Origin of the sequence: Pseudomonas sp. KCJK8993, assembly GCF_046230915.1 — a bacterium.
In the GTDB taxonomy this organism is placed as follows: Bacteria; Pseudomonadota; Gammaproteobacteria; order Pseudomonadales; family Pseudomonadaceae; genus Aquipseudomonas; species Aquipseudomonas piscis.
Window position 1 is genome coordinate 12,923 of record NZ_JBJJLO010000026.1, and the last position, 21,309, is coordinate 34,231.

Genomic DNA, 21,309 nt, shown 5'->3' on the forward strand with positions numbered 1-21,309 from the left:
GATTCCTTTGTAGGGGCGAATTAGCGACCGAGTTGTTCGGCCATTTCCGCCGAACGGTGCGCGGCGGCACCCAAGGCTTTTTCCACCAGGGCCTCGAAGCCGTCGGCCTGGAACGACTTGATCGCCGCTTCCGTGGTGCCGGCCGGCGAGGTCACGCGACGGCGCAGCTCGGCGGCGTCGACATCGCTGGAAACCGCCATGTGGGCAGCGCCCAGGGCGGTCTGCAAGGTCAGTTGGGCGGCGGTTTCCCGTGGCAGGCCGAGTTTCTCGCCGGCGGCGGTCATGGCCTCGATCAGCAGGAAGAAGTACGCGGGGCCGCTACCGGAAACCGCGGTTACCGCATCCAGTTGCTGCTCCTGCTCCAGCCACAGGGCGGTGCCCACGGCGGACAGCAGTTCTTCGGCCTGGCGGCGTTGCTCGGCGCTCACCCGGTCGGTGGCATACAGGCCGCTGACGCCCTGGCGCAGCAGGGCCGGGGTGTTGGGCATGCAGCGCACGATCGGTTGCTCGCCCAGCCAAGCACTCATGCTCGAGCAGGTGATGCCGGCGGCGATGGAAACCACCAGTTGCCGGGGTTGCAGGCTCGGGCGCAGGGCTTCGCAAACGGCCTTCATGGCCTGGGGCTTGACCGCCAGGACGATCACATCGACCCCGGCAATGGCTTCGGCGTTGTCGGCGAAAACCTGGATACCGTGTTCGGCGGCCACCTTGGCCCGGGTTTCGGCGCCCGGGTCACTGGCACGGATCTGCGAGGCGTCCAGGCCCTTGGCCCGCAGGCCACCGATGAGACTGGCCGCCATGTTGCCGGCACCGATAAAAGCGATACGAGTCGTGTTCATGACAGGTCCTTATCAGGGGTCAGGGCCAGTCCCTCAGGACTGGCTGTAGTCGCGGGCGCCAAACAGCGCGGTACCGATCCGCACCCAGGTGGCGCCTTGGGCGATGGCCGCTTCGAGATCGTGGCTCATGCCCATCGATAGAGTGTCCACGGGCAGTCCGAGACTGCCGCGCAGGTGGTTGTTCAGATCCTGTACCGCAGCGAACGCAGCGTGTTGGGCCGCAGGGTCCTCGGTGGGTTCGGGAATCGCCATCAGCCCGCGCAGGCGCAGGCGTGGCAAGGCAGCGATGGCGCGGGCCAGCTCCGGCAACTCGGCGGGCGTGCAGCCGGACTTGCTGGCTTCGCCACTGACATTGACCTGGAGGCAGATGTTCAGCGGCGGCAGCTCGGCCGGGCGTTGCTCGGACAGGCGTTGAGCGATTTTCAGGCGGTCCACGGAATGCACCCAGTCAAAGTGTTCGGCGATGGCGCGAGTCTTGTTCGACTGAATGGGGCCGATGAAGTGCCAACTCAAGGGCAGGTCGGCCAGTTCCTGTTGCTTGCCCAGGGCTTCTTGCAGGTAGTTCTCGCCGAAATCGCGCAGGCCGGCGGCATGGGCCTCGCGCAGCGCGGCGGCGGGCTTGGTCTTGCTCACGGCCAGCAACCGGACGCTGTCCGGGGCACGCTGTGCGGCCTGGCAGGCGCTGCGGATGCGTTCGGCTACCTGGGCGATGTTGTCTGCTATCGTGGACATTCGATTCCGTCTCAAAAGTATCTGCGGCCGGGCGCCTGCGAACCGGGCCGCCACCTGCCGCGTGAATCCACCAGTCCCTGCCTGCCGATCGGCCCGAGCCACGCCCCTGGGCCCCGCCGGGCATTGTCCGGCACCAGGCCGCCGGGCTGTTGGCTGCGCACGGGTCTGAAGCTCGCGGCATTCTACTGGAATTGGGGGGCACTATGGACATCACCGAGTTGTTGCTATCGAGCGTCTCGCGCGGCGCTTCCGACCTGCATCTGTCCGCTGGGCTGGCGCCGCTGTTGCGCATCGATGGCGATATCTGCCCTCTGCAGGGGCCAGTACTGGATGCGTCCCAGGTGCTGGCGTTGATCCATGAGCTGATGAGCGAGTCGCAGCGCGAGGCCTTCGCCCGCCAGCAGGACCTGGATTTCGCCCATGAACTGCCCGGGGTGGCCAGGTTTCGCGTCAATGCGTTCCAGCATGCCCGTGGTGCGGGAGCGGTGCTGCGGTTGATTCCGGCGCGGGTGCAGAGCCTGGAAGAGCTGGGGCTGGGGCCGGTATTCCGGCAGGTCAGCGAGTTGCCCCGGGGGCTGGTGCTGGTGACCGGTCCCACCGGCAGCGGCAAGTCCACCACCCTGGCGGCGATGGTCGATCACCTGAACCGGACTCGCCGCCAGCACATCCTGACCATCGAGGACCCCATCGAATTCATCCACCCGCCGCAAGGCTGCCTGGTGCACCAGCGCGAAGTGGCCCGCGACACCCAGAGCTTCGCCACAGCCTTGCGCGCGGCCCTGCGCGAGGACCCGGATGTGATCCTGCTGGGCGAGCTGCGGGACCTGGAGAGCATCCGCCTGGCGCTCACCGCTGCGGAAACCGGGCACCTGGTGTTCGCCACCCTGCACACCTCGTCGGCGGCCAAGACCATCGATCGCTTGGTGGATGTGTTTCCAGGGGAAGAGAAGGCCCTCGTACGCTCGATGCTGGCCGAGTCATTGCAGGCGGTGATCGCCCAGGTACTGCTCAAGCGCATCGGGGGGGGAAGGGTGGCGGCCCACGAGATCATGCTGGGCACCACGGCGATCCGTAACCTGATCCGCGAGGACAAGGTGGCGCAGATGTATTCGGCGATCCAGACTGGCGGGGCCCAGGGCATGCAGACCCTGGACATGAGCCTGAAGGCATTGCTGGCAAAGGGCTTGATCAGTCGCGAACAGGCGCGGGAGAAGGCACGAATGCCGCAGAGCCTGTGAGGGGAGGGCAAGCGCCGCCAGGCTGGCCTGGCGGCGAGGCGGGATCAGCGCTGGACGACCCGCAGGGTCTTCTGTTCCTTGGGCAGGACCCGCTTGGCAACCACGTAGTGATTGTCCCAGTAGGGTTTCTTCAAGGTGTCGATGGTGACCGACTTGCCGCGCCGTGGAGCATGGATGAAGCGATCGTTGCCCAGGTAGATGGCTACATGGTTGACCTTGCGGCTCTTGATGTTGAAGAACAGCAGGTCGCCCGGCTTGAGATCCTTGCGCTCGACCTTCTGCCCATGGCCGCTGGCCATGGCATTGGACGTGCGTGGCAGGTCCACGGCGGCGACGTCGTTGAAGGCGTATTTCACCAGGCCGCTGCAGTCGAAACCCTTGCTCGGGCTGCTGCCGCCCCAGCGATAAGGCGTGCCCAGGGCATTGACGGCGCGGCTGAGGACGTTGCTGCTTTGCTTGGCGCCCATCTGGGGTACCAGCTTGCTGTCGACCTTGGCCAGTTGGCTGGAGTGCCGGTTCGTGGTCTTGTGCTTGGCCGAGACCGTCGAAACATGGGGTTTCGGGGTGTAGCCGTTGATGTTGGGAAGTCGTTGCTCACGGTTGGTGGCGTGGGCGGCCAGTGGCATTAATAGGCAAATGGTCAGCCATGTCTTGATAAATGGACGCATTAGGCAAGGCTCTTATTGATTAGCGCGCAACTTTATAACAGCTTTCAGGTCACTTCCGAGGCCGTTTGTCGACTAGACCTTGGGGTCAACTTCGGCAAAGAGGCGGCAACTTGACGCAGAAAACCGTCAGAAGTCAGGCAACACAAGGCTTTGGCGGAAGAGAAGGTAGCATCGACCACACGTCGAGCGCCTGTAAAAAAGTCACAAAGTTTTTGAGAAAATTTATCTATCACCCGCCAAGAGGCATTTGATGAACAGCTATCGCCAGGATTCCGCGACCCACGACACCCACAGCAAGGTGATCGGCTACCTGCTCTGGATATTCGGTTTTACCGGCGCCCATCGCTTCTATTACGGCAAGCCAGTGACCGGGACCCTCTGGTTCTTCACCTTCGGCCTGCTGGGCATTGGCTGGCTGATCGACCTGTTCCTGATCCCTTCCATGGATCGGGAAGCGGACCTGCGCTTTACCGCCGGTCCATTGGAATACAGCGTGGCCTGGATACTCCTGACCTTCCTCGGGGTGTTCGGCGTGCACCGCATGTACCAGGGCAAATGGCTGAGCGGGGTGCTCTACCTGTTCACCGGTGGCTTGTTCTTCATCGGGGTGCTGTATGACTTCTGGACCCTGAACGACCAGGTCTCCCTGGAGAACGCCAAGCGCCTTTGATCCCGTCATCGGCGCCTGGGGTGATGGCGATCCTTGTAGCCGCCACCTGTGGCAGCGGCTACAGGGTCAATCAGCCCTGGTGGCTGATATGGCCGTCCACCAGGGTGTAGCGCACTGCGCCCGGCAGGCTGTGGCCAAGGAACGGGCAGTTCTCGCCACGGGACAGCCAGCGCTCGCCGGCCACGGTGGAGCTGGCAGGGTCGAACAGCACCAGGTCGGCCGCGCCACCCACCACCAGCTTGCCGGCCGGCAGGCGCAGGGCGTCGGCAGGGCCGGCGCTCAGGCGGGCCATCAGGGTCGGCAGGTCCAGCAGGCCGTCCTGCACCAGGGTCAGGGCCAGCGGCAGCAGCAACTCGACGCTGCTGATACCCGGCTCGGTGGCGCCGAACGGCGCCAGTTTGGCATCGCGCTCGTGAGGTTGGTGATGGCTGGCGATGGCTTGTACCACGCCGGATTTCACCGCTGCGCGCAGGGCCTCGCGGTCGGCGTGCGAACGCAGGGGCGGCTGCACGTGATAGAGGCTGGAAAAGTCGATCAGCGCCTCGTCGGTCAGGATCAACTGATACAGGGCGACATCGGCGGTGACCGGCAGGCCGCGAGCCTGGGCCTGGGCGATCAGTTCCACGCCGCGGGCGCTGGTCAGCTGGCTGAAGTGCGCGCGCACCCCGCTTTGTTCCACCAGCAGCAGGTCACGGGCCAGGGCCACGGTTTCGGCGCTTTCGGGAATCCCCGGCAGGCCGAGGAAGCTGGCGGTGGCGCCTTCATGGGCCAGGCCGCCTTCGGCCAGGTCGCGGTCCTGGGAATGGAAGATCACCGTCAGGTCGAACGTGGCGGCGTATTCCAGGGCCCGGCACAGGGTCCGGGTGCTGCGAAAACCCTCCAGGCCATTGCCGAAGGCCACGCAACCGGCGTCGCGCAGGGCGATCAGCTCGGCCAGTTGCTCGCCGTCCAGGCCCTTGCTCAGGGCACCGATCGGGAACACCTTGCTGTTGCCGGCTTCGCGCGCGCGGTCGAGGATCAACTCGGCCACCGCCGAGGTGTCCAGCACCGGCTTGGTGCGTGGCGGGCAGCACAGGCTGGTGACGCCACCGGCAGCGGCGGCGCGGGTTTCGCTGGCGATGCTGCCCTTGCGGCTGTAGCCGGGCTCGCGCAGGGCGACGTTCAGGTCCACCAGGCCGGGGGCGGCCACCAGGCCCTTGCCGTCGATCACGGTGACGGCGTTGAAACCTTCCGGAGCGGCACCGATGGCGGCGATCTTGCCGGCTTCCAGGTGCAGATCGGTAACTTGATCCAGGCCGCTGCTTGGATCGATGACGCGGGCGCCGAGAATGCTGAGCTTCACTGGGCGTTCTCCTGCTCGAATTGTCGCTGGGCGGTCTGCCCGCTCATGGCCATGGACAGTACGGCCATGCGCACTGCGATGCCGTAGGTCACCTGATTGAGGATCACCGAATGCGGACCGTCGGCCACCGCCGACTCGATCTCCACGCCACGGTTGATCGGGCCCGGGTGCATGACGATGGCGTCGGGCTTGGCGCCGGCCAGGCGGGTGGTGGTCAGGCCGAACAGGCGGTAGAACTCGCCTTCGCTGGGCAGCAGGCCGCCCTGCATGCGCTCGCGCTGCAGGCGCAGCATGATCACCACATCGACGTCTTTCAGGCCTTCGGCCATGTCGGTGTAGACCTTCACCCCGTACTGCTCGATGCCGATGGGCAGCAAGGTCTTGGGCGCGATCACGCGGATATCCGGGCAGCCCAGGGTCTTGAGCGCCAGCATGTTCGAGCGCGCGACCCGCGAGTGCAGGATGTCGCCGACGATGGCCACCGAGAGGTTCTCGAAGCCGCCCTTGTGCCGGCGGATGGTCAGCATGTCGAGCATGCCCTGGGTCGGGTGGGCGTGGCGGCCGTCGCCGCCGTTGATGATCGCCACCTGCGGGCACACATGTTCGGCGATGAAGTGCGCGGCGCCGGAATCGCCGTGGCGCACCACGAACATGTCGGCGGCCATGGCCTCGAGGTTGCGCAGGGTGTCGAGCAGGGTCTCGCCCTTGCTCGCCGAGGAGGTGGACACGTTCAGGGTGATCACGTCCGCCGACAGCCGCTGGGCGGCCAGTTCGAAGGTGGTGCGGGTGCGGGTGGAGTTCTCGAAGAACACGTTGCATACGGTCTTGCCGCGTAGCAGCGGGACTTTCTTCACCGCCCGGGCGCCGACTTCGAGGAAGGAGTCGGCGGTGTCGAGGATTTCCGTCAGCAGCTCGCGGTTCAGGCCGTCGAGGGAGAGGAAGTGGCGCAGCTGGCCCTGATCGTTGAGCTGCAGCGGGCGCTTGGCGTCTAGAGGCGTCATCGCAATGGACTCTTTAAAAGGGCGGGTTTAGAGGGCGAGGTCTTGGAGCTCGAGTTGAAGCGGCGCAGGACCGGACAATTTTACCCGCTCGTGGGCCGCCAGCGACAGGGTCGCGCCCACCACATTCGGCCGGATCGGCAGCTCGGCGGCGTTCAGGTCCAGCAGGCAGACCAGGGTCACGCTGGCCGGGCGGCCATAGTCGAACAGCTCGTTGAGGGCGGCGCGGATGGTCCGGCCGCTCATCAGCACGTCATCGATCAGCACCAGGTGCTGGCCTTCGATCTCGAACGGCAGCTCGGACGGGCGCACTTGAGGGTGCAGGCCGTTCTGGCTGAAGTCATCGCGGTAGAAGGAAACGTCCAGGGTGCCCAGGGGCGCGTCGCTGCCCAGGGCTTCCAGCAGCGCCTGGGCGACCCAGACACCGCCGGTCCGGATACCGATGAAGCGAGGCTCGCTGATGGCGCGCTGGGCCAGGTGGGCGTTGAGATCGATGGCCATCTGGCTGATCAGGGCGGCGGGATTGGGCAGGCTCATGGTGGCTCCTTCTTGGGCTCGCGCCTTGTTGTCCGATAGCGGGGCGCGGTGACTTGGAACTTGCCCGGGATCTGCTGCGCTTGGCTCGTGGGGCGTTGCAAGTGGCTTCGAAATGCTCATTTAGGTGTCTAAACTCCGCTTTCTGCGCCATTCCTGACTCGCCCGAGCATCGCTCGCTGGATCGTCGGCAGGTTCTTGTGGCTGGTGTCGGGCCAGGAGGCGCGCAGCCGCAGGCCGCGCATCCTCAGGATTCGGTCGCTAGGTATTCAGCAGCGTGGCGTGCTCGTCGAGCCAGCCCTGCAGCAGCAGGGCGGCGGCAATGGCGTCCACCGGGTTATCGCGGTAGCTGCCTTTCTGGCCGCCCCGGGCCAGGCGTTCGCCCTTGGCCTCGAAGGTGGTCAGGCGTTCGTCGTGGGTATAGAAGGGCACGTTGAAGCGGCCGTTCAGGCGCCGGGCGAACTTCTCGGCGCGCTGGCACATCTCGCTCGGGGTGCCGTCCATGTTCAGGGGCAGGCCCACCACCACCGCATCGGGTTGCCATTCCTTGAACAGGGCCTCGACCTGGTTCCAGTCCGGCACGCCATTCTGCGCCTTCAAGGTGCACAGCTCGCGGGCCTGGCCAGTGATGGCCTGGCCCACGGCAACGCCGATCTGCCGGGTGCCGTAGTCGAAGCCCAGGATCAGTCGCAAGGCCATCAGGCGTGGCCCGCCTGGCTGGTGAGCAGGCTGAGGTTGACCCCCAGGTGACGGGCGGCCGCTTCCAGGCGCAGTTCGCTGCTGGTGTTGAACAGGATGTCGGCGTCGAACGGGCAGGTCAGCCAGGCGTTGTCGGCCAGCTCGGCTTCCAGTTGCCCGGCTTCCCAGCCGGCGTAGCCCAGGGCGATCAGGCTCTTGGTCGGGCCCACGCCGTCGGCGATGGCGAACAAGACATCCTGGGAGGTCGACAGCGAGACGCCATCGAGCTCCACCGTGGCCTGGTAGATCGGGCCGCTGGGGTGCAGGACGAAGCCGCGATCGGTCTGCACCGGGCCGCCGCTGAAGATCGGCACGTGCTGGCACAGCAGCGACGGGTCTTCGTCAGGGCGCAGTTGCTCCAGGATATCGGCCAGGCTCAGGTCCTGCGGGCGGTTGATCACCAGCCCCATGGCGCCATTGGCGTTGTGCTCGACGATGTAGGTCAAGGTCTGGGCAAAGTTCGGGTCGGCCATGTGCGGCATGGCGATCAGGAAATGATGCTTGAGGTAGCTGGGGCTGAGGTTCTTCATGAGCGCTAGTGTGGCGGTGGCGGGCCCGGCTGACAAGCTGGCGATGCGCCCGCGAGCAGGGGCGTGGCGCTGGCCGGGCGGTCAGTTGCTGGACAGCTTGTCGCCCCGGGCGAAGCGCCAGGTACGGATGATTTCCAGGCGGTCGATGTCCGACAGGTCGCCAGTGAAGGGGGCGAACGGCGCGGCCAGGCGCACGATGCGCTGGGCGGCCTGGTCCAGCAGTGGCTGGCCGGAAGACTCCAGTACCAGCACTTCATACAGCGAGCCGTCGCGGTTGATCGACACCATCAACCGCAGGTTGCCGTAGATCTGCTTGCGCCGGGCTTCCTCGGGGTAGTTGAGGTTGCCGATGCGCTCGACCTTCTTGCGCCATTCGTCCTTGTACCAGGCGCCCTTGTCGCGCATGGTCGAGGCCGCGCTCAGGCGGTGGATCCGTGGGCGCTTGGCGTACAGCTGCTGTTCGTTGGCCAGTTCGGCTTCCAGGCTGGAGATCTCGCTGGACAGCTGCGAGCTGTCGAACGATGGCGCGTCGGCCTTGGGCGTCGGTTCGCGCTTGACCTCTTCGCGTTGGGTCACGGTCTTCTTCGGCTTGGGCGCGGTGGTGGCCACGGCCGCCTTGGGCGCGGCCTCCTTGACTTGCGGCTTGACCGACGGTGGCGGTACGACCTTTTTCACCGAGTTGTCCTGGAAGGGCGCTACTTCGGTGGTCTTGGGAATGGCCTTCTTGTCCAGGGTGCCGCTGCCCTGCTGGTGGTCCTGGGCCAGGAAGTCGGCCTTCTTCGGCTTGGTCTCGCTCTTGAAGGTGGCCAGGGTGATTTCCAGGGTCTTGCTGATCTGCTGGGGCTCGGCGAAGGAAAAGCTCAGGCCGAGGATCAGCACCAGGTGCAGGAGCGCCGCGAGGAACAGGGTGAATCCCAGGCGATCGGCCGCGCGGACGCCACCGTGGGCCAGCTCGGGTGGCAGGTCGGACGTAAGGCTCATTGGCAGTTCGACATCACAGCAGGCATTGCACAAACCAACATCACGGTTTCACAGGCGGCGCATGATAACGCAATGTTGGTTTCAAGCTGTAAGCCTCAAGCTTCAAGCGACCAGCTGCATGTGATGCAGGTCAAGCTTGCGGCTTGTTGCTTGCGGCTTGCAGCTTGCTTGCGATGGCATCCATCAGCATCGCGCCGATGTTGGTGCCGAAGGCATTGTCGATTTCGCGGATGCAGGTCGGGCTGGTGACGTTGATTTCCGTCAGGTGCTCGCCGATCACGTCGAGGCCGACGAACAGCAAGCCCTTGGCCCGCAGGGTCGGGCCGACCTGGGCGGCGATCCAGCGATCCTTGTCGCTCAGCGGGCGGGCTTCGCCACGTCCTCCGGCGGCCAGGTTGCCCCGGGTTTCGCCGGCAGCCGGAATCCGCGCCAGGCAATAGGGCACCGGTTCGCCGTCGATCATCAGGATGCGCTTGTCGCCGTCCTTGATCGCCGGCAGGTAGGCCTGGGCCATGATCTGCTGGCTGCCCAGCACGGTCAGGGTCTCCAGGATCACCGACAGGTTCGGGTCGCCCGCGCGGTGGCGGAAGATCGAGGTGCCGCCCATGCCGTCCAGGGGCTTGAGGATCACGTCGCCATGCTGGGCGGCGAACTCGCGCAGGACATCGGCGCGGCGGCTGACCACCGTGGGCGGGGTGCACTGCGGGAACAGCGTGGCGAACAGCTTTTCATTGCAGTCGCGCAGGCTCTGGGGCTTGTTGACCACCAGCACGCCGGCGCTCTCGGCCTGCTCCAGCAGGTAGGTGGAGTAGACGAACTCCATGTCGAAGGGCGGATCCTTGCGCATCAGGATCACGTCCAGGTCGCTCAGCGGGCTGTCGATCTCGTCTTCCAGCGTGAACCACTTCTGTGGGTCGGCGAAGACCTGCAGCGGGCGCATGCGGGCCCGGGCCACGCCGGCGCTCTGATAGAGATCGCGCTGCTCCATGTAGAAGAGGCTCCAGCCGCGTTCCTGGGCGGCCAGCAACATGGCCAGCGAGCTGTCCTTTTTATAGGAGATGCTGGCGATAGGGTCCATGACAATCCCGACGCGAACGCTCATGGGGCGGATTCCTTCAATCAAATGGGTGGAAGCAGGCTGGGGGTCGGTCGCTGTCCGGTGACGGGCCGGCGTTGCCGGACACACGGGAACAGCTCCTGAAAGTGGCGTCAGAGTGGCGCTGACAGAGACCTGGGTCAAGGAAAAACCACTGCCCTGCGTAGTCCATGGATTGCAGGGGGGAGAGTGTGCTAAAAAGGCTCGCATGCCGGGCCGGGGCCTTGAAGTTCAAGGGTTTGGGGCATTGGCCAGCGGTACCCGATCAAATCGATTCGCTGGGGCGACGGTAGAGCAGACATGGAACAGCAATCCAACGCCTTGAAGGTGATGGTGATCGACGATTCGAAGACGATTCGCCGCACGGCCGAGATGCTGCTGAAGAACGTCGGCTGCGAGGTCATCACCGCGGTGGATGGCTTCGAAGCCCTGGCCAAGATCGTCGACCATCACCCCGGGATCATCTTCGTCGACATCATGATGCCGCGCCTCGACGGTTATCAGACCTGTGCGCTGGTCAAGAACAACAGCGCGTTCAAGTCCACTCCCGTGATCATGCTGTCCTCCAAGGACGGGCTGTTCGACAAGGCCAAGGGCCGCATCGTCGGCTCCGACCAGTTTTTGACCAAACCCTTCAGCAAGGAAGAACTGCTCAGCGCGATCAGGGCCCATGTCCCGGACTTCGTCGCGCTTGCGCCACAGTAGACACGCACAGCGGCGCCCGGCCAGTGGATCGCGCGCCTATACCGTATGGGGAAGACCATGGCTCGTATCCTGATCGTCGATGACTCGCCGACCGAAATGTACAAACTCACCGGCATGCTGGAAAAGCACGGCCACGAAGTGCTCAAGGCCGAGAATGGCGCCGACGGCGTGGCCCTGGCCCGGGAAGAGAAGCCCGATGCAGTGCTGATGGACATCGTCATGCCCGGCCTCAACGGCTTCCAGGCCACCCGCCAGTTGACCAAGGATGCCGAGACCAGCCATATCCCGGTGATCATCATCACCACCAAGGACCAGGAAACCGACAAGGTCTGGGGCACGCGCCAGGGCGCCAGGGACTACCTGACCAAGCCGGTGGAAGAAGAGACCCTGATCAAGACCCTGAACAACGTCCTGGCCGGCTGACCGCCCGTGCCATGAGCGAATCCCGGACCGCCTTCGAACTGCTGCTGGAGATCGACCAGCGCTGCCGCTTGCTGGCCGCCGACCTGCCATCCCAGGAAACCCGCCAGCACAGCTGGAGCGGCATCGGTTTCCGCCTGGGCAACCGCTGGTACGTGGCGGCCATGGGCGAGGTCAGTGAAGTCCTGCACGAGCCGCGCCATACCCTGTTGCCGAGGGTCAAGCCCTGGGTTCGCGGTGTGGCCAACCTGCGCGGGCGGCTGCTGCCGATCATGGACCTGTGCGCATTCCTCGGCCACGAGGTGTCGCCCTTGCGCTTGCAGCGGCGGGTGCTGGTGGTGGAATACAAGGAGCTGTTCGTCGGCCTTCTGGTGGATGAAGTGGCGGGCCTCAAGCATTTTGCCCAGGACACCCTGGAGCCCGGCCTCAGCGATCTTGCCGACACCGCGATCAATCCCTATCTGCAGGGACAGTTTCGCCGCGAGCAGATCTGGCAAGTGTTCAGCCCCTTCGCCCTGGTCCGTTCGCCAGGGTTCCTGGAGGTGGCGGCGTGAACCGCGCCCAGGCGCCTGCATTACCCGTTCGCAGTACCACGGGAGGCCCCGGCCTTCCTGGATCTATCCATGCCGCCTGGCTGTCCCGGGCGACCGAATGCGGGATCCCCCGCTCGCCACAGGCCTGATCGATGACCAAAGCCAAACCCGGCAAGCCCCAGGAAGGCTCCCGCAGCCGCTCGCAGATCGTCGCGCTGTTCATCGCGCTGATCGTGTTCATCATGTTGCTGTTCGCCAACTTCGCCTACCTCAACACCCAGGCCACCTACGACAAGCAGTACATCGGCCATGCCGGCGAGCTGCGGGTACTGTCCCAGCGCATCGCCAAGAACGCCACCGAGGCCGCGGCCGGCAAGGCTGCCGCGTTCAAGCTGCTGGCCGATGCCCGCAATGACTTTGCCCAGCGCTGGGGCTACCTGAAGAAGGGCGACCCGGCCACCGGCCTGCCGGGTGCCCCGGTGGCGCTGCACCAGGAGATGCGCGCGGTGCAGCTGGACTGGGAAAAACTGCTGAAGAACGCCGACGCGATCCTCGCCAGCGAGCAGACGGTGCTGTCGCTGCACCAGGTGGCCGCGACCCTGGCCGAGACCGTGCCGCAATTGCAGGTGGAATACGAGAAGGTGGTGGAGATCCTCCTCCAGCGCGGCGCCCCCGCCAGCCAGGTGGCCATGGCCCAGCGCCAGTCGCTGCTGGCCGAGCGGATCCTCGGCGCGGTCAACACCGTGCTGGCCGGGGACGAGAATGCCGTGCAGGCCGCCGATGCCTTCGGTCGCGACGCCGCACGCTTCGGCCAGGTGCTCAACGGCATGCTGCAAGGCAACCCGGGATTGAAGATCAGCCAGGTCGAGGACCCTGATGCCAGGGCGCGGCTGACGGAGATTTCCGAGCTGTTCGAGTTCGTCTCAGGCTCCGTGGACGAAATCCTCGAGACCTCCCCCGAGCTGTTCCAGGTGCGTGAGTCGGCCGGCAATATCTTCAGCCTGTCCCAGACACTGCTGGACGAAGCCTCGCGCCTGGCCATCGGCTTCGAGAACCTGGCCGGCAGCCGCAAGCTGGACACCATCGGCGGTTATGTCCTGGGCCTGCTGGCCCTGGCCTCGATCATCCTTATCGGCCTGGTGATGGTCCGCGAGACCAACCGCCAGCTACGCGAGACCGCCGAGAAGAACGAGCGCAACCAGAACGCGATCATGCGCCTGCTGGACGAGATCGAGGACCTGGCCGATGGCGACCTGACGGTGACCGCCTCGGTGACCGAGGACTTCACCGGGACCATCGCCGACTCCATCAATTACTCCGTCGACCAGTTGCGTGACCTGGTGGCCACCATCAACCTCACCGCCGGCCAGGTGGCGAGCGCGGTGCAGGAAACCCAGACCACCGCCATGCAGTTGGCCGAAGCCTCCGAGCACCAGGCGCAGCAGATTTCCGAAGCCTCCACGGCGATCAACGAAATGGCCCAATCCATCGACCAGGTATCGGCCAACGCCGCCGAGTCCTCGGCGGTGGCCGAGCGTTCGGTGGAGATCGCCAACAAGGGCAACGAGGTGGTGCACAACACCATCCATGGCATGGACAACATCCGCGAGCAGATCCAGGACACCGCCAAGCGGATCAAGCGCCTTGGCGAGTCTTCCCAGGAGATCGGGGATATTGTCAGCCTCATCGACGACATTGCCGACCAGACCAATATCCTGGCCTTGAATGCGGCCATCCAGGCGTCCATGGCCGGTGATGCCGGTCGCGGTTTTGCCGTGGTGGCCGACGAGGTACAGCGGCTGGCGGAACGTTCCTCGGCCGCGACCCGGCAGATCGAGACCCTGGTCCGGGCGATCCAGACCGACACCAACGAAGCGGTGATCTCCATGGAGCAGACCACCACCGAAGTGGTGCGCGGGGCGCGCCTGGCGCAGGATGCCGGAGTGGCGCTGGAGGAGATCGAAGGCGTATCCAAGACCCTGGCGGCGCTGATCCAGAGCATCTCCAACGCGGCCCAGCAGCAGACTTCCTCGGCCGGGCAGATTTCCCTGACCATGAACGTGATCCAGCAGATCACCTCGCAGACCTCGTCCGGCTCCACGGCGACCGCCGAGAGCATCGGCAACCTGGCGAAGATGGCCAGCCAGCTGCGCCGCTCGGTTTCCGGCTTCACCCTGCCGGCGACCCGGGCGCCTGCCACCAATGACAACCGCTGACTGAAACAAGGCTTTGACTGGAGTGGTTATGGTTGATCGGCACGACTACGTGGCCCTGGAATGGGTCAAGGGCGCAATGGCCGAAACCCTGAAGCTGGCGTATCAGGCGCTGGAGCATCTGGCCGAGGATCCCCGGGCGCCCGATGCCCTCGAGCAATGCCTGGAAGGCATCCATCAGGTCCACGGCAGCTTGCAGATGGCGGAGTTCTACGGCGCGGCGCTGCTGGCCGAAGAGATGGAAAAGCTCGCCCTGGCCCTGCAGCAGGAGCGCGTGGCCCAACGCGACGAAGCCCTGCGCCTGCTGCGCCAGGCCATTGGCCAGTTGCCGCAGTACCTGGACCGGGTGCAGAGCGCACGTCGCGACCTGCCGCTGGTGGTGCTGCCGTTGCTCAACGACCTGCGCAGCGCCCGTGGCGAGAGCCTGCTTTCGGAAACCAGCCTGTTCAGCCCGCAGTTGCCCAGCCTGCCGCCGCTGACCGACAAGGCCCTGGCGGCGCTGGAGCCCCAGGAGCTGGCGACCCAGTTGCGCAAGTTGCGGCATATGCTGCAAACCGCCCTGGTGGACCTGCTGCGCGAGCAGGACGACGAAATCAGCCTGGGCCATATGGCCAAGGTCTTCGAGCGCCTGGAAGCCCTGTGCCAGGATGCGCCGCTGGCCCCCTTGTGGCATATCGCCTCGGCGCTGGTGGAAGGCATGCGCCAGGGCGTGGTTGCCAACAGCCCGGCGGTGCGCAGCTTGCTCAAGGATGCCGAGAAGGAACTCAAGCGCCTGCAAGAGCAGGGCATGCCCGGGGTCAACCGGGCCGCCCCCGAAGAGCTGCTCAAGAGCCTGTTGTTCTATATCGCCAAGGCGCGCCATCCCACCCCATTGATGCTGACCATGAAAGAACGTTACGGACTGGACGACGCATTGCCCGACAGCGCAGTGGTCGATGAAGAGCGGGCGCGCATGGCCGGCCCCGACCGCGATGCCCTGCGCTCGGTGCTGACCGCGGTGTGCGACGGCCTGGTGCGGGTCAAGGAACGCCTGGACCTGTTCGTGCGCAGCGACCGCCAGCATGCCGACGACCTGGATGGCCTGCTCGCGCCCCTGCGGCAGATCGCCGACACCCTGGCAGTGCTGGGTTTCGGCCAGCCGCGCAAGGTGATCATCGACCAGTTGGCGGTGATCCAGAGCCTGGCCCAGGGCCAGCGCGCGCCCGACGACGCGGTGCTGATGGACGTGGCCGGGGCGCTGCTGTACGTCGAGGCTACCCTGGCGGGCATGGCCGGCACCGTGGAGCCGGAGAGCCGCGAGGAAAGCCGCCTGCCCACCACCGACCTGACCCAGATCCACCAACTGGTGATCAAGGAGTCGCGGGCCTGCCTGCAACAGGCCAAGGAACTGTTGCTCGAATCCATCGAGGCCGATTGGGAGCATGAGCCACTGTTGGCCCTGCCCGAGCTGCTGACCCAGGTGCGCGGAGCCCTGGCGATGATCCCCTTGCCCCGGGCGGCGGGGCTGCTGCAGGCCTGCAATGGTTTTATCGGCGAGCGGCTGTTGACGGCCAGGGCCCTGCCGGACTGGCAGCAGCTGGATCACCTGGCGGACGTGATCGCTAGCCTGGACTACTACCTGGAACGCTTGAACGAAGATCCCGAGGCGCCGGGAGAAAAGATCCTCGACATCGCCCAGCAGGGGCTGGTGGCCCTGGGGTATGCGCCGCAGGCCCAGGCACCGCTGCCGGCGCACGAAGAGCAGGCGCTGACGCTGGCGGACGATCCCCAGGTCGCGCAGTCCCTCGCCGACGCCCTGGCCGCGCCGGTTTCGCTCCTCAATCCGCCGGCCCTGAGCACCCCCGGCAGCCTGCTGCCGCCGCCGGTGGGCGAGGCGCCGGTGGACGACGAGCTGCGCGAAGTCTTTCTCGAAGAAACCGAGGAAGTGCTGGAGATGCTCCGCGAGTACCTGCCGCGCTGGGAGGCCGATCCCCAGGGCCGGTCCGCCCTGAGCGAGTTGCGCCGGGCTTTCCATACCCTCAAGGGCAGCGGGCGGATGGTCCGGGCCCTGGTGCTGGGTGAGCTGGCCTGGGCGGTGGAGAACCTGCTCAACCGGGTGCTGGAACACAGCGTGGAGCCCAGTGTCCAGGTGCGCCAGCTGGTGGGCGATACCCTGGGCCTGTTGCCGGAACTGATCGCCGAGTACGCCGCCCATGCCCAGCGCCAGCGTGATGATGTCGACCGCCTGGCGGCCCGGGCCCATGCCCTGGCCAGCGGCGCCACGCCCACGGCGCCGCGCGACGATGCCCTGGACCCGCAGTTGCTGGAGATCTTCCGTGCCGAGGCCCAGACCCACCTGGACAGCGTCAACCGTTTCCTCGACCAGGCCGCCGAACAATTGCCGTTGCAGGCCAGCGATGCCCTGCAACGGGCCCTGCACACCCTCAAGGGCAGCGCCTCGATGGCCGGCGTGTGGCCGATCGCCGAGCTGGCCGGTCCTTTCGACCAGCTGGCGCGCGAGTATCGCGCCCACCTGATCCCCCTGGACCTGGACGAGGTAGAGCTGCTGCTGGAGGCCGAGGGCCTGCTGCGCAAGGGCCTGCGTCAGTTGGACAGCACGCCGTTGGCGGCCATCGACGGCGCCCGGGCACTGGCCGGCCGGGCCCTGGCCCTGCTCGGCGAACGCCTGGAAGCCGTGCTCGATGCCCCGGACAGCGCACCGCGGGCCAAGCGCGCCCCGCAACTGATCAACGACTTCCTGGCCCAGGGCATGGACATCCTGCTGGATGCCGAAACCCTGTTGCTGCGCTGGCAGCAGCATCCCGGCGAGCGCCAGGAACTCAACGACCTGCTGGATGAGCTGACCACCCTGGGCGAAGGCGCGCACCTGGCCGACCTGCAGCCGGTGGATGAACTGTGCGAAGCCTTGCTCGACCTGTACGGCGCGGTGGAAGAAAGCAGCCTGGCGGTCAGCGAGCGCTTTTTCCACGAGGCCCAGGGCGCCCATGAGGCGCTGATCAACATGCTCGACGAACTGGCCGCCGGCCAGGAAGTCAGCCCGCAGCCCGAGCGGCTCCGGGCCTTGCGTGCGCTGCTGGACGAAAGCCTGGATCCGTCCGCCACCGGCTTGGTCAAGAGCGATGGCAGCCGGGCCCTGAGCATCAGCGAGCTGGGCGCTGCCACCGCGGGCCTTGCGCAACAGGCGCCGCAGGCAGCCGATGACGAGCTGGTGGACATCTTCCTCGAGGAAGCGGTGGATATCCTCGACAGCGCCGACCAGGCCCTGCAACGCTGGCTGTCCGATCCGGAAAACGGCGCGCCGCTGTCCTCCCTGCAACGGGACATGCACACCCTCAAGGGCGGTGCGCGGATGGCCGAGGTGGCGCCGGTGGCGGAGCTGGCCCAGGAGCTGGAGTCGCTGTACGAAGGCTTGGTGGATCGTCGCTACAGCCATGGCCAGCCCCTGGGCCTGCTGCTGCGTGGCAGCCATGAGCAACTGGCGGTGCTGCTCCGGCAGTTGCAGGGCCAACGGCCGCTGGACGACTCCCGGGCCCAGGTCGAGGCACTGCGCAGCTATCGGCAGCAGGCCAGTGGCCCTGGCGAGAGCGGGGCCGAGAGCGAGGAGACGGATCACTCGGCCCAGGACCCGGAACTGCTGGAAATCTTCCTCGAAGAAGGCTTCGACATCATCGACAGCTCCGCCGCCGCCCTGAGCCGCTGGCAGGCCGATCCCCAGTCCCGCCAGGAGGTGGAGACCCTGCTGCGCGACCTGCACACCCTCAAGGGCGGCGCGCGGATGGTGGAGATCAGCGCCATCGGCGACCTGGCCCATGAACTGGAGTTTCTCTTCGAAGGCTTGTCCGCCGGCTTGCTGCAACCCAGCCCGGTACTCTTCACCCTGTTGCAGAAGAGCCACGACCGCCTGGCCCAGATGCTCGACGCCGCCCGGGCCGGGCAACCGATCGAGGCCGCCCGCAAGCTCATCGATGCCATCCACGACCTGAGCCATCCGCGGGGGCCGGCGACCCCGACCCCGGAGCTGGCAGCGCCGGTCGGCAAACCCGAGCCGGTCGCGCCGCAGCCGGAAGTGGCGGCCGCGGCCGACATGGTCAAGGTCTCGGCGGAGCTGCTGGACGACCTGGTGAACCTGGCCGGGGAGACCTCGATCTTTCGCGGCCGCATCGAACAACAGGTCAATGACGCCCGGGTGGCGCTGACCGAGATGGAAACCACCATCGAGCGGATCCGCGACCAGTTGCGCCGCCTGGATACCGAGACCCAGGGCCGGATCCTCAGCCGCCAGCAGGTGGAAGCCGAGCGCCTGGGCTACGAAGAATTCGACCCGCTGGAGATGGACCGCCATTCCCAGCTGCAACAGCTATCCCGGGCCTTGTTCGAGTCGGCCTCGGACCTGCTGGACCTCAAGGACACCCTCGACCGGCGCAACCATGATGCTGCCGACTTGCTGCAACAACAGGGACGCATCAACACCGAGTTGCAAGAAGGCCTGATGCGTACCCGCATGGTGCCGTTCGAGCGCATGGTGCCGCGCTTGCGGCGTATCGTCCGCCAGGTGGCCGAAGAGCTGGGCAAGGATGTGGAGTTCGTGGTCGGCAACGCCGAAGGCGAAATGGATCGCAATGTCCTGGAACGCATGGTCGCGCCCCTCGAGCACATGCTGCGCAACGCCGTCGACCACGGCCTGGAGTCAGCCCAGGTGCGGCGCGCGGCGGGCAAGCCGGAGCAGGGGCGGATCACCCTGGACCTGTCCCGCGAGGGCGGCGATATCGTCTTCGACATGCGTGACGATGGCGCCGGCGTGCCCCTGGAAGCCGTGCGCAAGAAGGCCATCAAGCGTGGCCTGCTGGACCCGCAGGCGCAGGTCAGCGACCGCGAGGTGCTGCAGTTCATCATGCAGCCGGGGTTTTCCACCGCCGAGAAGATCACCCAGATCTCCGGGCGCGGGGTGGGCATGGATGTGGTCCACGAGGAAGTGCGCCAGCTGGGCGGCAGCATGAGCATCGACTCGGTGGCCGGCAGGGGCGTGCACTTTCGCATCCGCCTGCCGTTCACCGTTTCGGTCAACCGGGCGTTGATGGTCCAGTGTGGCGACGAGCACTACGCGATCCCGCTCAACACCGTGGACGGCATCGTGCGGGTCATGCCGGGAGAGCTGGCCGCCTATTACCAGCTCGACCCGCCGCGCTACGAGTACGCCGGCCAGTGCTACCAGCTGTGCTATCTGGGCGAGTTGCTGCACACCGTGCCGCGGCCCAAGCTGCTGGGCCAGGTGCAGGCGCTGCCGGTGTTGCTGGTGCAATGCAACGAACAGCGGGTCGCGGTGCAGGTGGATGCTACCTTCGGCACCCGGGAAATCGTGGTCAAGAGCCTGGGGCCGCAGTTCGCCGCGGTCCAGGGGCTGTCCGGGGCGACCATCCTCGGCGATGGCCGGGTGGTGCTGATCCTCGACCTGCTGGCCCATATCCGCGCCCGCCAGGACGCGCCGCCGCAGCCCCGGGCGCCTGGCGAGGAGGGTGCCGGCGAGGCGCAGGCGACGCGGCCGATGCTGGTGCTGGTGGTGGACGACTCGGTGACCGTGCGCAAGGTCACCAGCCGCTTGCTGGAGCGCCATGGCATGAGCGTGCTGACCGCCAAGGACGGCGTCGACGCCATGGCGTTGCTGGCCGAGCACACGCCGGACCTGATGCTGCTGGATATCGAGATGCCGCGCATGGATGGTTTCGAAGTGGCGATCCAGGTGCGCAACGATCCGCGCCTGCACCGCTTGCCGATCATCATGATCACCTCGCGCACCGGCCAGAAGCACCGCGACCGGGCCATGGCCATCGGCGTCAACGACTACCTCGGCAAGCCCTATCAAGAGTCGGTGCTGCTGGAAAGCATCGCCCTGTGGAGCAAGAACCATGCTTGACCATCGCTCCAGCACCCTCACCGGGCTGTTGCTGCCCCTGGCCGACCGCACCCTGATCCTGCCCAACGTGGCGGTGGCCGAGCTGATCGACTACCAGCAGGGGCGCTTCGACCTGGACGCGCCACCCTGGTACCTGGGGCGAGTGCTGTGGCGCGACCGGCAGATCGCGCTGGTCAGCTTCGAGGCGGCCTGTGGCAACCCCACGGTGATCGGCGAGCGAGCGCGAATCGTCGTGCTCAATGCCCTGGGCGGGCGCCCGGAGCTGAAGTTCATCGCCTTGCTGGTGCAGGGCATCCCGCGCTCCTGCAAGCTCGACAGCCAGCTCAGCTATGTCGACGTACCCCTGGCCTCCCTGGAGAAAGCCGCGGTGCAGGTCGCCGAGCAGGTGGCCAGGGTGCCGGACCTGCCGGCCCTCGAGGAGCTGCTGGTGGAGGCCGGGCTGGCGCCTTAGGCCTCGGCCGCCAGCAGGCGGTCGCGCACTTCCATCAGGGCATAGCCCAGCAGGTTGAGTCCGCGCCACTGCTCAGGCCGGCTGGCCTTGGCATCGTCCGCTGCCAGGCCAATGCCCCATATCCGATCCACCGGGCTGGCTTCCACCAGCACTTGATCCCGCGTGGACAGCAGGTATTCGCCCAGGGCCTGATGCTGGCTGAACTTGGCCAGGTTACCGCGCACCACGATGTCGAAACGCGCTGCCTGCCATTGCGTGTCATCGAAGCCGCGTACTTCGCGGCCCAACTGTTTGACGTCCGCCGGGGTGGTTGCCTTGAGGATGCGCCCGTGGGTTTGCTGGTCGTCGAACAGCAGGGCCTTGCCGGCCATCATGTAGTGCTCGGCGGTGGGGTAGTGAATGCCATCGATCTCGAAGCCAGCGTCGAACCACTGGCTGAAACAGCTCTGGGAAACCCGTCCGTCCCGGGGCGGCTGGTGGCCCCAGAACATCAGGTAGTCGGGCTTGAGGCCGCGTTGTAGTTGTCCCAGCAAGTCCTGGTTGGAGCGAATCGGTGTGTCCATGCTGACTCTCATCATGTGTTCCGGCCGTTGAGCGGCCAATCCGGCGCGCATTGTGTACCGGGCGCCAGGAGGGATGCCATCGCCGGGTGGTATGAAGATCGTTGAGTCGCGCCAGGAACGCGCCGGGCCTGGAACCGGCCGGCGAAT

At 66.2% G+C, this 21,309-nt stretch carries 19 protein-coding genes; 8 read left to right on the top strand and 11 right to left on the bottom strand.

All coding sequences use genetic code 11. The features are described 5' to 3' along the window. Window positions 1-20: 20 nt before the first annotated feature. Both proC and ACK6AU_RS11155 read right to left on the bottom strand, forming a co-directional pair. Window positions 21-839, bottom strand: a complete 819-nt coding sequence (gene proC / locus ACK6AU_RS11150) for a pyrroline-5-carboxylate reductase (RefSeq protein ID WP_409299313.1) — start codon at window positions 837-839, stop codon at window positions 21-23. 33 nt (window positions 840-872) lie between these two features. Continuing rightward, entirely contained in the window at window positions 873-1,571 is a 699-nt protein-coding gene (locus ACK6AU_RS11155) for a YggS family pyridoxal phosphate-dependent enzyme (RefSeq protein WP_409299315.1), read from the bottom strand. Between the two features lie 203 nt (window positions 1,572-1,774). Here ACK6AU_RS11155 and ACK6AU_RS11160 point away from each other — a divergent pair, with 203 nt between their 5' ends. Then, on the top strand, window positions 1,775-2,809 hold the full coding sequence (locus ACK6AU_RS11160; RefSeq protein ID WP_409299317.1) for a type IV pilus twitching motility protein PilT: 1,035 nt from the start codon (window positions 1,775-1,777) through the stop codon (window positions 2,807-2,809). A 44-nt stretch (window positions 2,810-2,853) separates the two neighbouring features. Here the strand turns inward: ACK6AU_RS11160 and ACK6AU_RS11165 are convergent, their stop codons facing one another. Then, window positions 2,854-3,477 (bottom strand): C40 family peptidase, encoded by a 624-nt coding sequence (locus ACK6AU_RS11165; protein ID WP_409299319.1) that lies wholly within the window; start codon window positions 3,475-3,477, stop codon window positions 2,854-2,856. Window positions 3,478-3,727: 250 nt separating this feature from the next. Between ACK6AU_RS11165 and ACK6AU_RS11170 the strand changes: the two genes are divergently transcribed. Continuing rightward, window positions 3,728-4,147 carry a TM2 domain-containing protein gene (locus ACK6AU_RS11170; protein ID WP_185697055.1) on the top strand — a complete coding sequence of 140 codons (420 nt, stop codon included), beginning with the start codon at window positions 3,728-3,730 and terminating at the stop codon, window positions 4,145-4,147. 70 nt (window positions 4,148-4,217) lie between these two features. Here ACK6AU_RS11170 and ACK6AU_RS11175 read toward each other — a convergent pair whose 3' ends face one another. The 7 genes from ACK6AU_RS11175 to gshB form a co-directional block, all read right to left on the bottom strand. After that, entirely contained in the window at window positions 4,218-5,489 is a 1,272-nt protein-coding gene (locus ACK6AU_RS11175) for a dihydroorotase (RefSeq protein ID WP_185697056.1), read from the bottom strand. Further along, the gene (locus ACK6AU_RS11180) at window positions 5,486-6,490 is read right to left on the bottom strand and encodes an aspartate carbamoyltransferase catalytic subunit (protein ID WP_185697057.1); all 1,005 of its coding nucleotides are present in this window, start codon (window positions 6,488-6,490) and stop codon (window positions 5,486-5,488) included. The genes ACK6AU_RS11175 and ACK6AU_RS11180 overlap by 4 nt, the downstream gene beginning before the upstream one ends. A 27-nt stretch (window positions 6,491-6,517) precedes the next feature. After that, entirely contained in the window at window positions 6,518-7,024 is a 507-nt protein-coding gene (gene pyrR / locus ACK6AU_RS11185; RefSeq protein WP_409299322.1) for a bifunctional pyr operon transcriptional regulator/uracil phosphoribosyltransferase PyrR, read from the bottom strand. 258 nt (window positions 7,025-7,282) lie between these two features. After that, window positions 7,283-7,720: a Holliday junction resolvase RuvX gene (gene ruvX, locus ACK6AU_RS11190; RefSeq protein ID WP_185697059.1), complete on the bottom strand. Its 438-nt coding sequence runs from the start codon at window positions 7,718-7,720 to the stop codon at window positions 7,283-7,285. Beyond that, complete coding sequence (locus ACK6AU_RS11195; RefSeq protein ID WP_185697060.1) at window positions 7,720-8,289, bottom strand: YqgE/AlgH family protein; 570 nt, start codon at window positions 8,287-8,289, stop codon at window positions 7,720-7,722. The genes ruvX and ACK6AU_RS11195 overlap by 1 nt, the downstream gene beginning before the upstream one ends. Before the next feature lie 81 nt (window positions 8,290-8,370). Continuing rightward, entirely contained in the window at window positions 8,371-9,270 is a 900-nt protein-coding gene (locus ACK6AU_RS11200) for an energy transducer TonB (RefSeq protein WP_085594470.1), read from the bottom strand. A gap of 130 nt (window positions 9,271-9,400) precedes the next feature. After that, complete coding sequence (gshB, locus tag ACK6AU_RS11205) at window positions 9,401-10,372, bottom strand: glutathione synthase (protein WP_185697062.1); 972 nt, start codon at window positions 10,370-10,372, stop codon at window positions 9,401-9,403. A gap of 294 nt (window positions 10,373-10,666) precedes the next feature. Between gshB and pilG the strand changes: the two genes are divergently transcribed. The 6 genes from pilG to ACK6AU_RS11235 all read left to right on the top strand — a co-directional run bounded on the left by pilG (window position 10,667) and on the right by ACK6AU_RS11235 (window position 20,599). Continuing rightward, the gene (pilG, locus tag ACK6AU_RS11210; protein ID WP_022641612.1) at window positions 10,667-11,071 is read left to right on the top strand and encodes a twitching motility response regulator PilG; all 405 of its coding nucleotides are present in this window, start codon (window positions 10,667-10,669) and stop codon (window positions 11,069-11,071) included. 57 nt (window positions 11,072-11,128) lie between these two features. After that, window positions 11,129-11,494 (top strand): twitching motility response regulator PilH, encoded by a 366-nt coding sequence (gene pilH, locus ACK6AU_RS11215; RefSeq protein WP_022641611.1) that lies wholly within the window; start codon window positions 11,129-11,131, stop codon window positions 11,492-11,494. Window positions 11,495-11,505: 11 nt separating this feature from the next. After that, window positions 11,506-12,045, top strand: a complete 540-nt coding sequence (locus tag ACK6AU_RS11220) for a chemotaxis protein CheW (protein ID WP_185697063.1) — start codon at window positions 11,506-11,508, stop codon at window positions 12,043-12,045. A 131-nt stretch (window positions 12,046-12,176) separates the two neighbouring features. Beyond that, the gene (locus ACK6AU_RS11225; protein ID WP_409299326.1) at window positions 12,177-14,240 is read left to right on the top strand and encodes a methyl-accepting chemotaxis protein; all 2,064 of its coding nucleotides are present in this window, start codon (window positions 12,177-12,179) and stop codon (window positions 14,238-14,240) included. Window positions 14,241-14,268: 28 nt separating this feature from the next. Further along, a complete protein-coding gene (locus ACK6AU_RS11230; RefSeq protein WP_409299328.1) occupies window positions 14,269-20,148 on the top strand; it encodes an Hpt domain-containing protein in 5,880 nt (1,959 codons plus the stop codon). After that, window positions 20,141-20,599 carry a chemotaxis protein CheW gene (locus ACK6AU_RS11235; protein WP_409299330.1) on the top strand — a complete coding sequence of 153 codons (459 nt, stop codon included), beginning with the start codon at window positions 20,141-20,143 and terminating at the stop codon, window positions 20,597-20,599. Before ACK6AU_RS11230 ends, ACK6AU_RS11235 begins: the two co-directional genes overlap by 8 nt. Here ACK6AU_RS11235 and ACK6AU_RS11240 read toward each other — a convergent pair. Continuing rightward, entirely contained in the window at window positions 20,596-21,162 is a 567-nt protein-coding gene (locus ACK6AU_RS11240) for an NADAR family protein (RefSeq protein WP_409299332.1), read from the bottom strand. The two genes, ACK6AU_RS11235 and ACK6AU_RS11240, sit on opposite strands and share 4 nt — an antisense overlap. Between the last annotated feature and the right edge of the window lie 147 nt (window positions 21,163-21,309).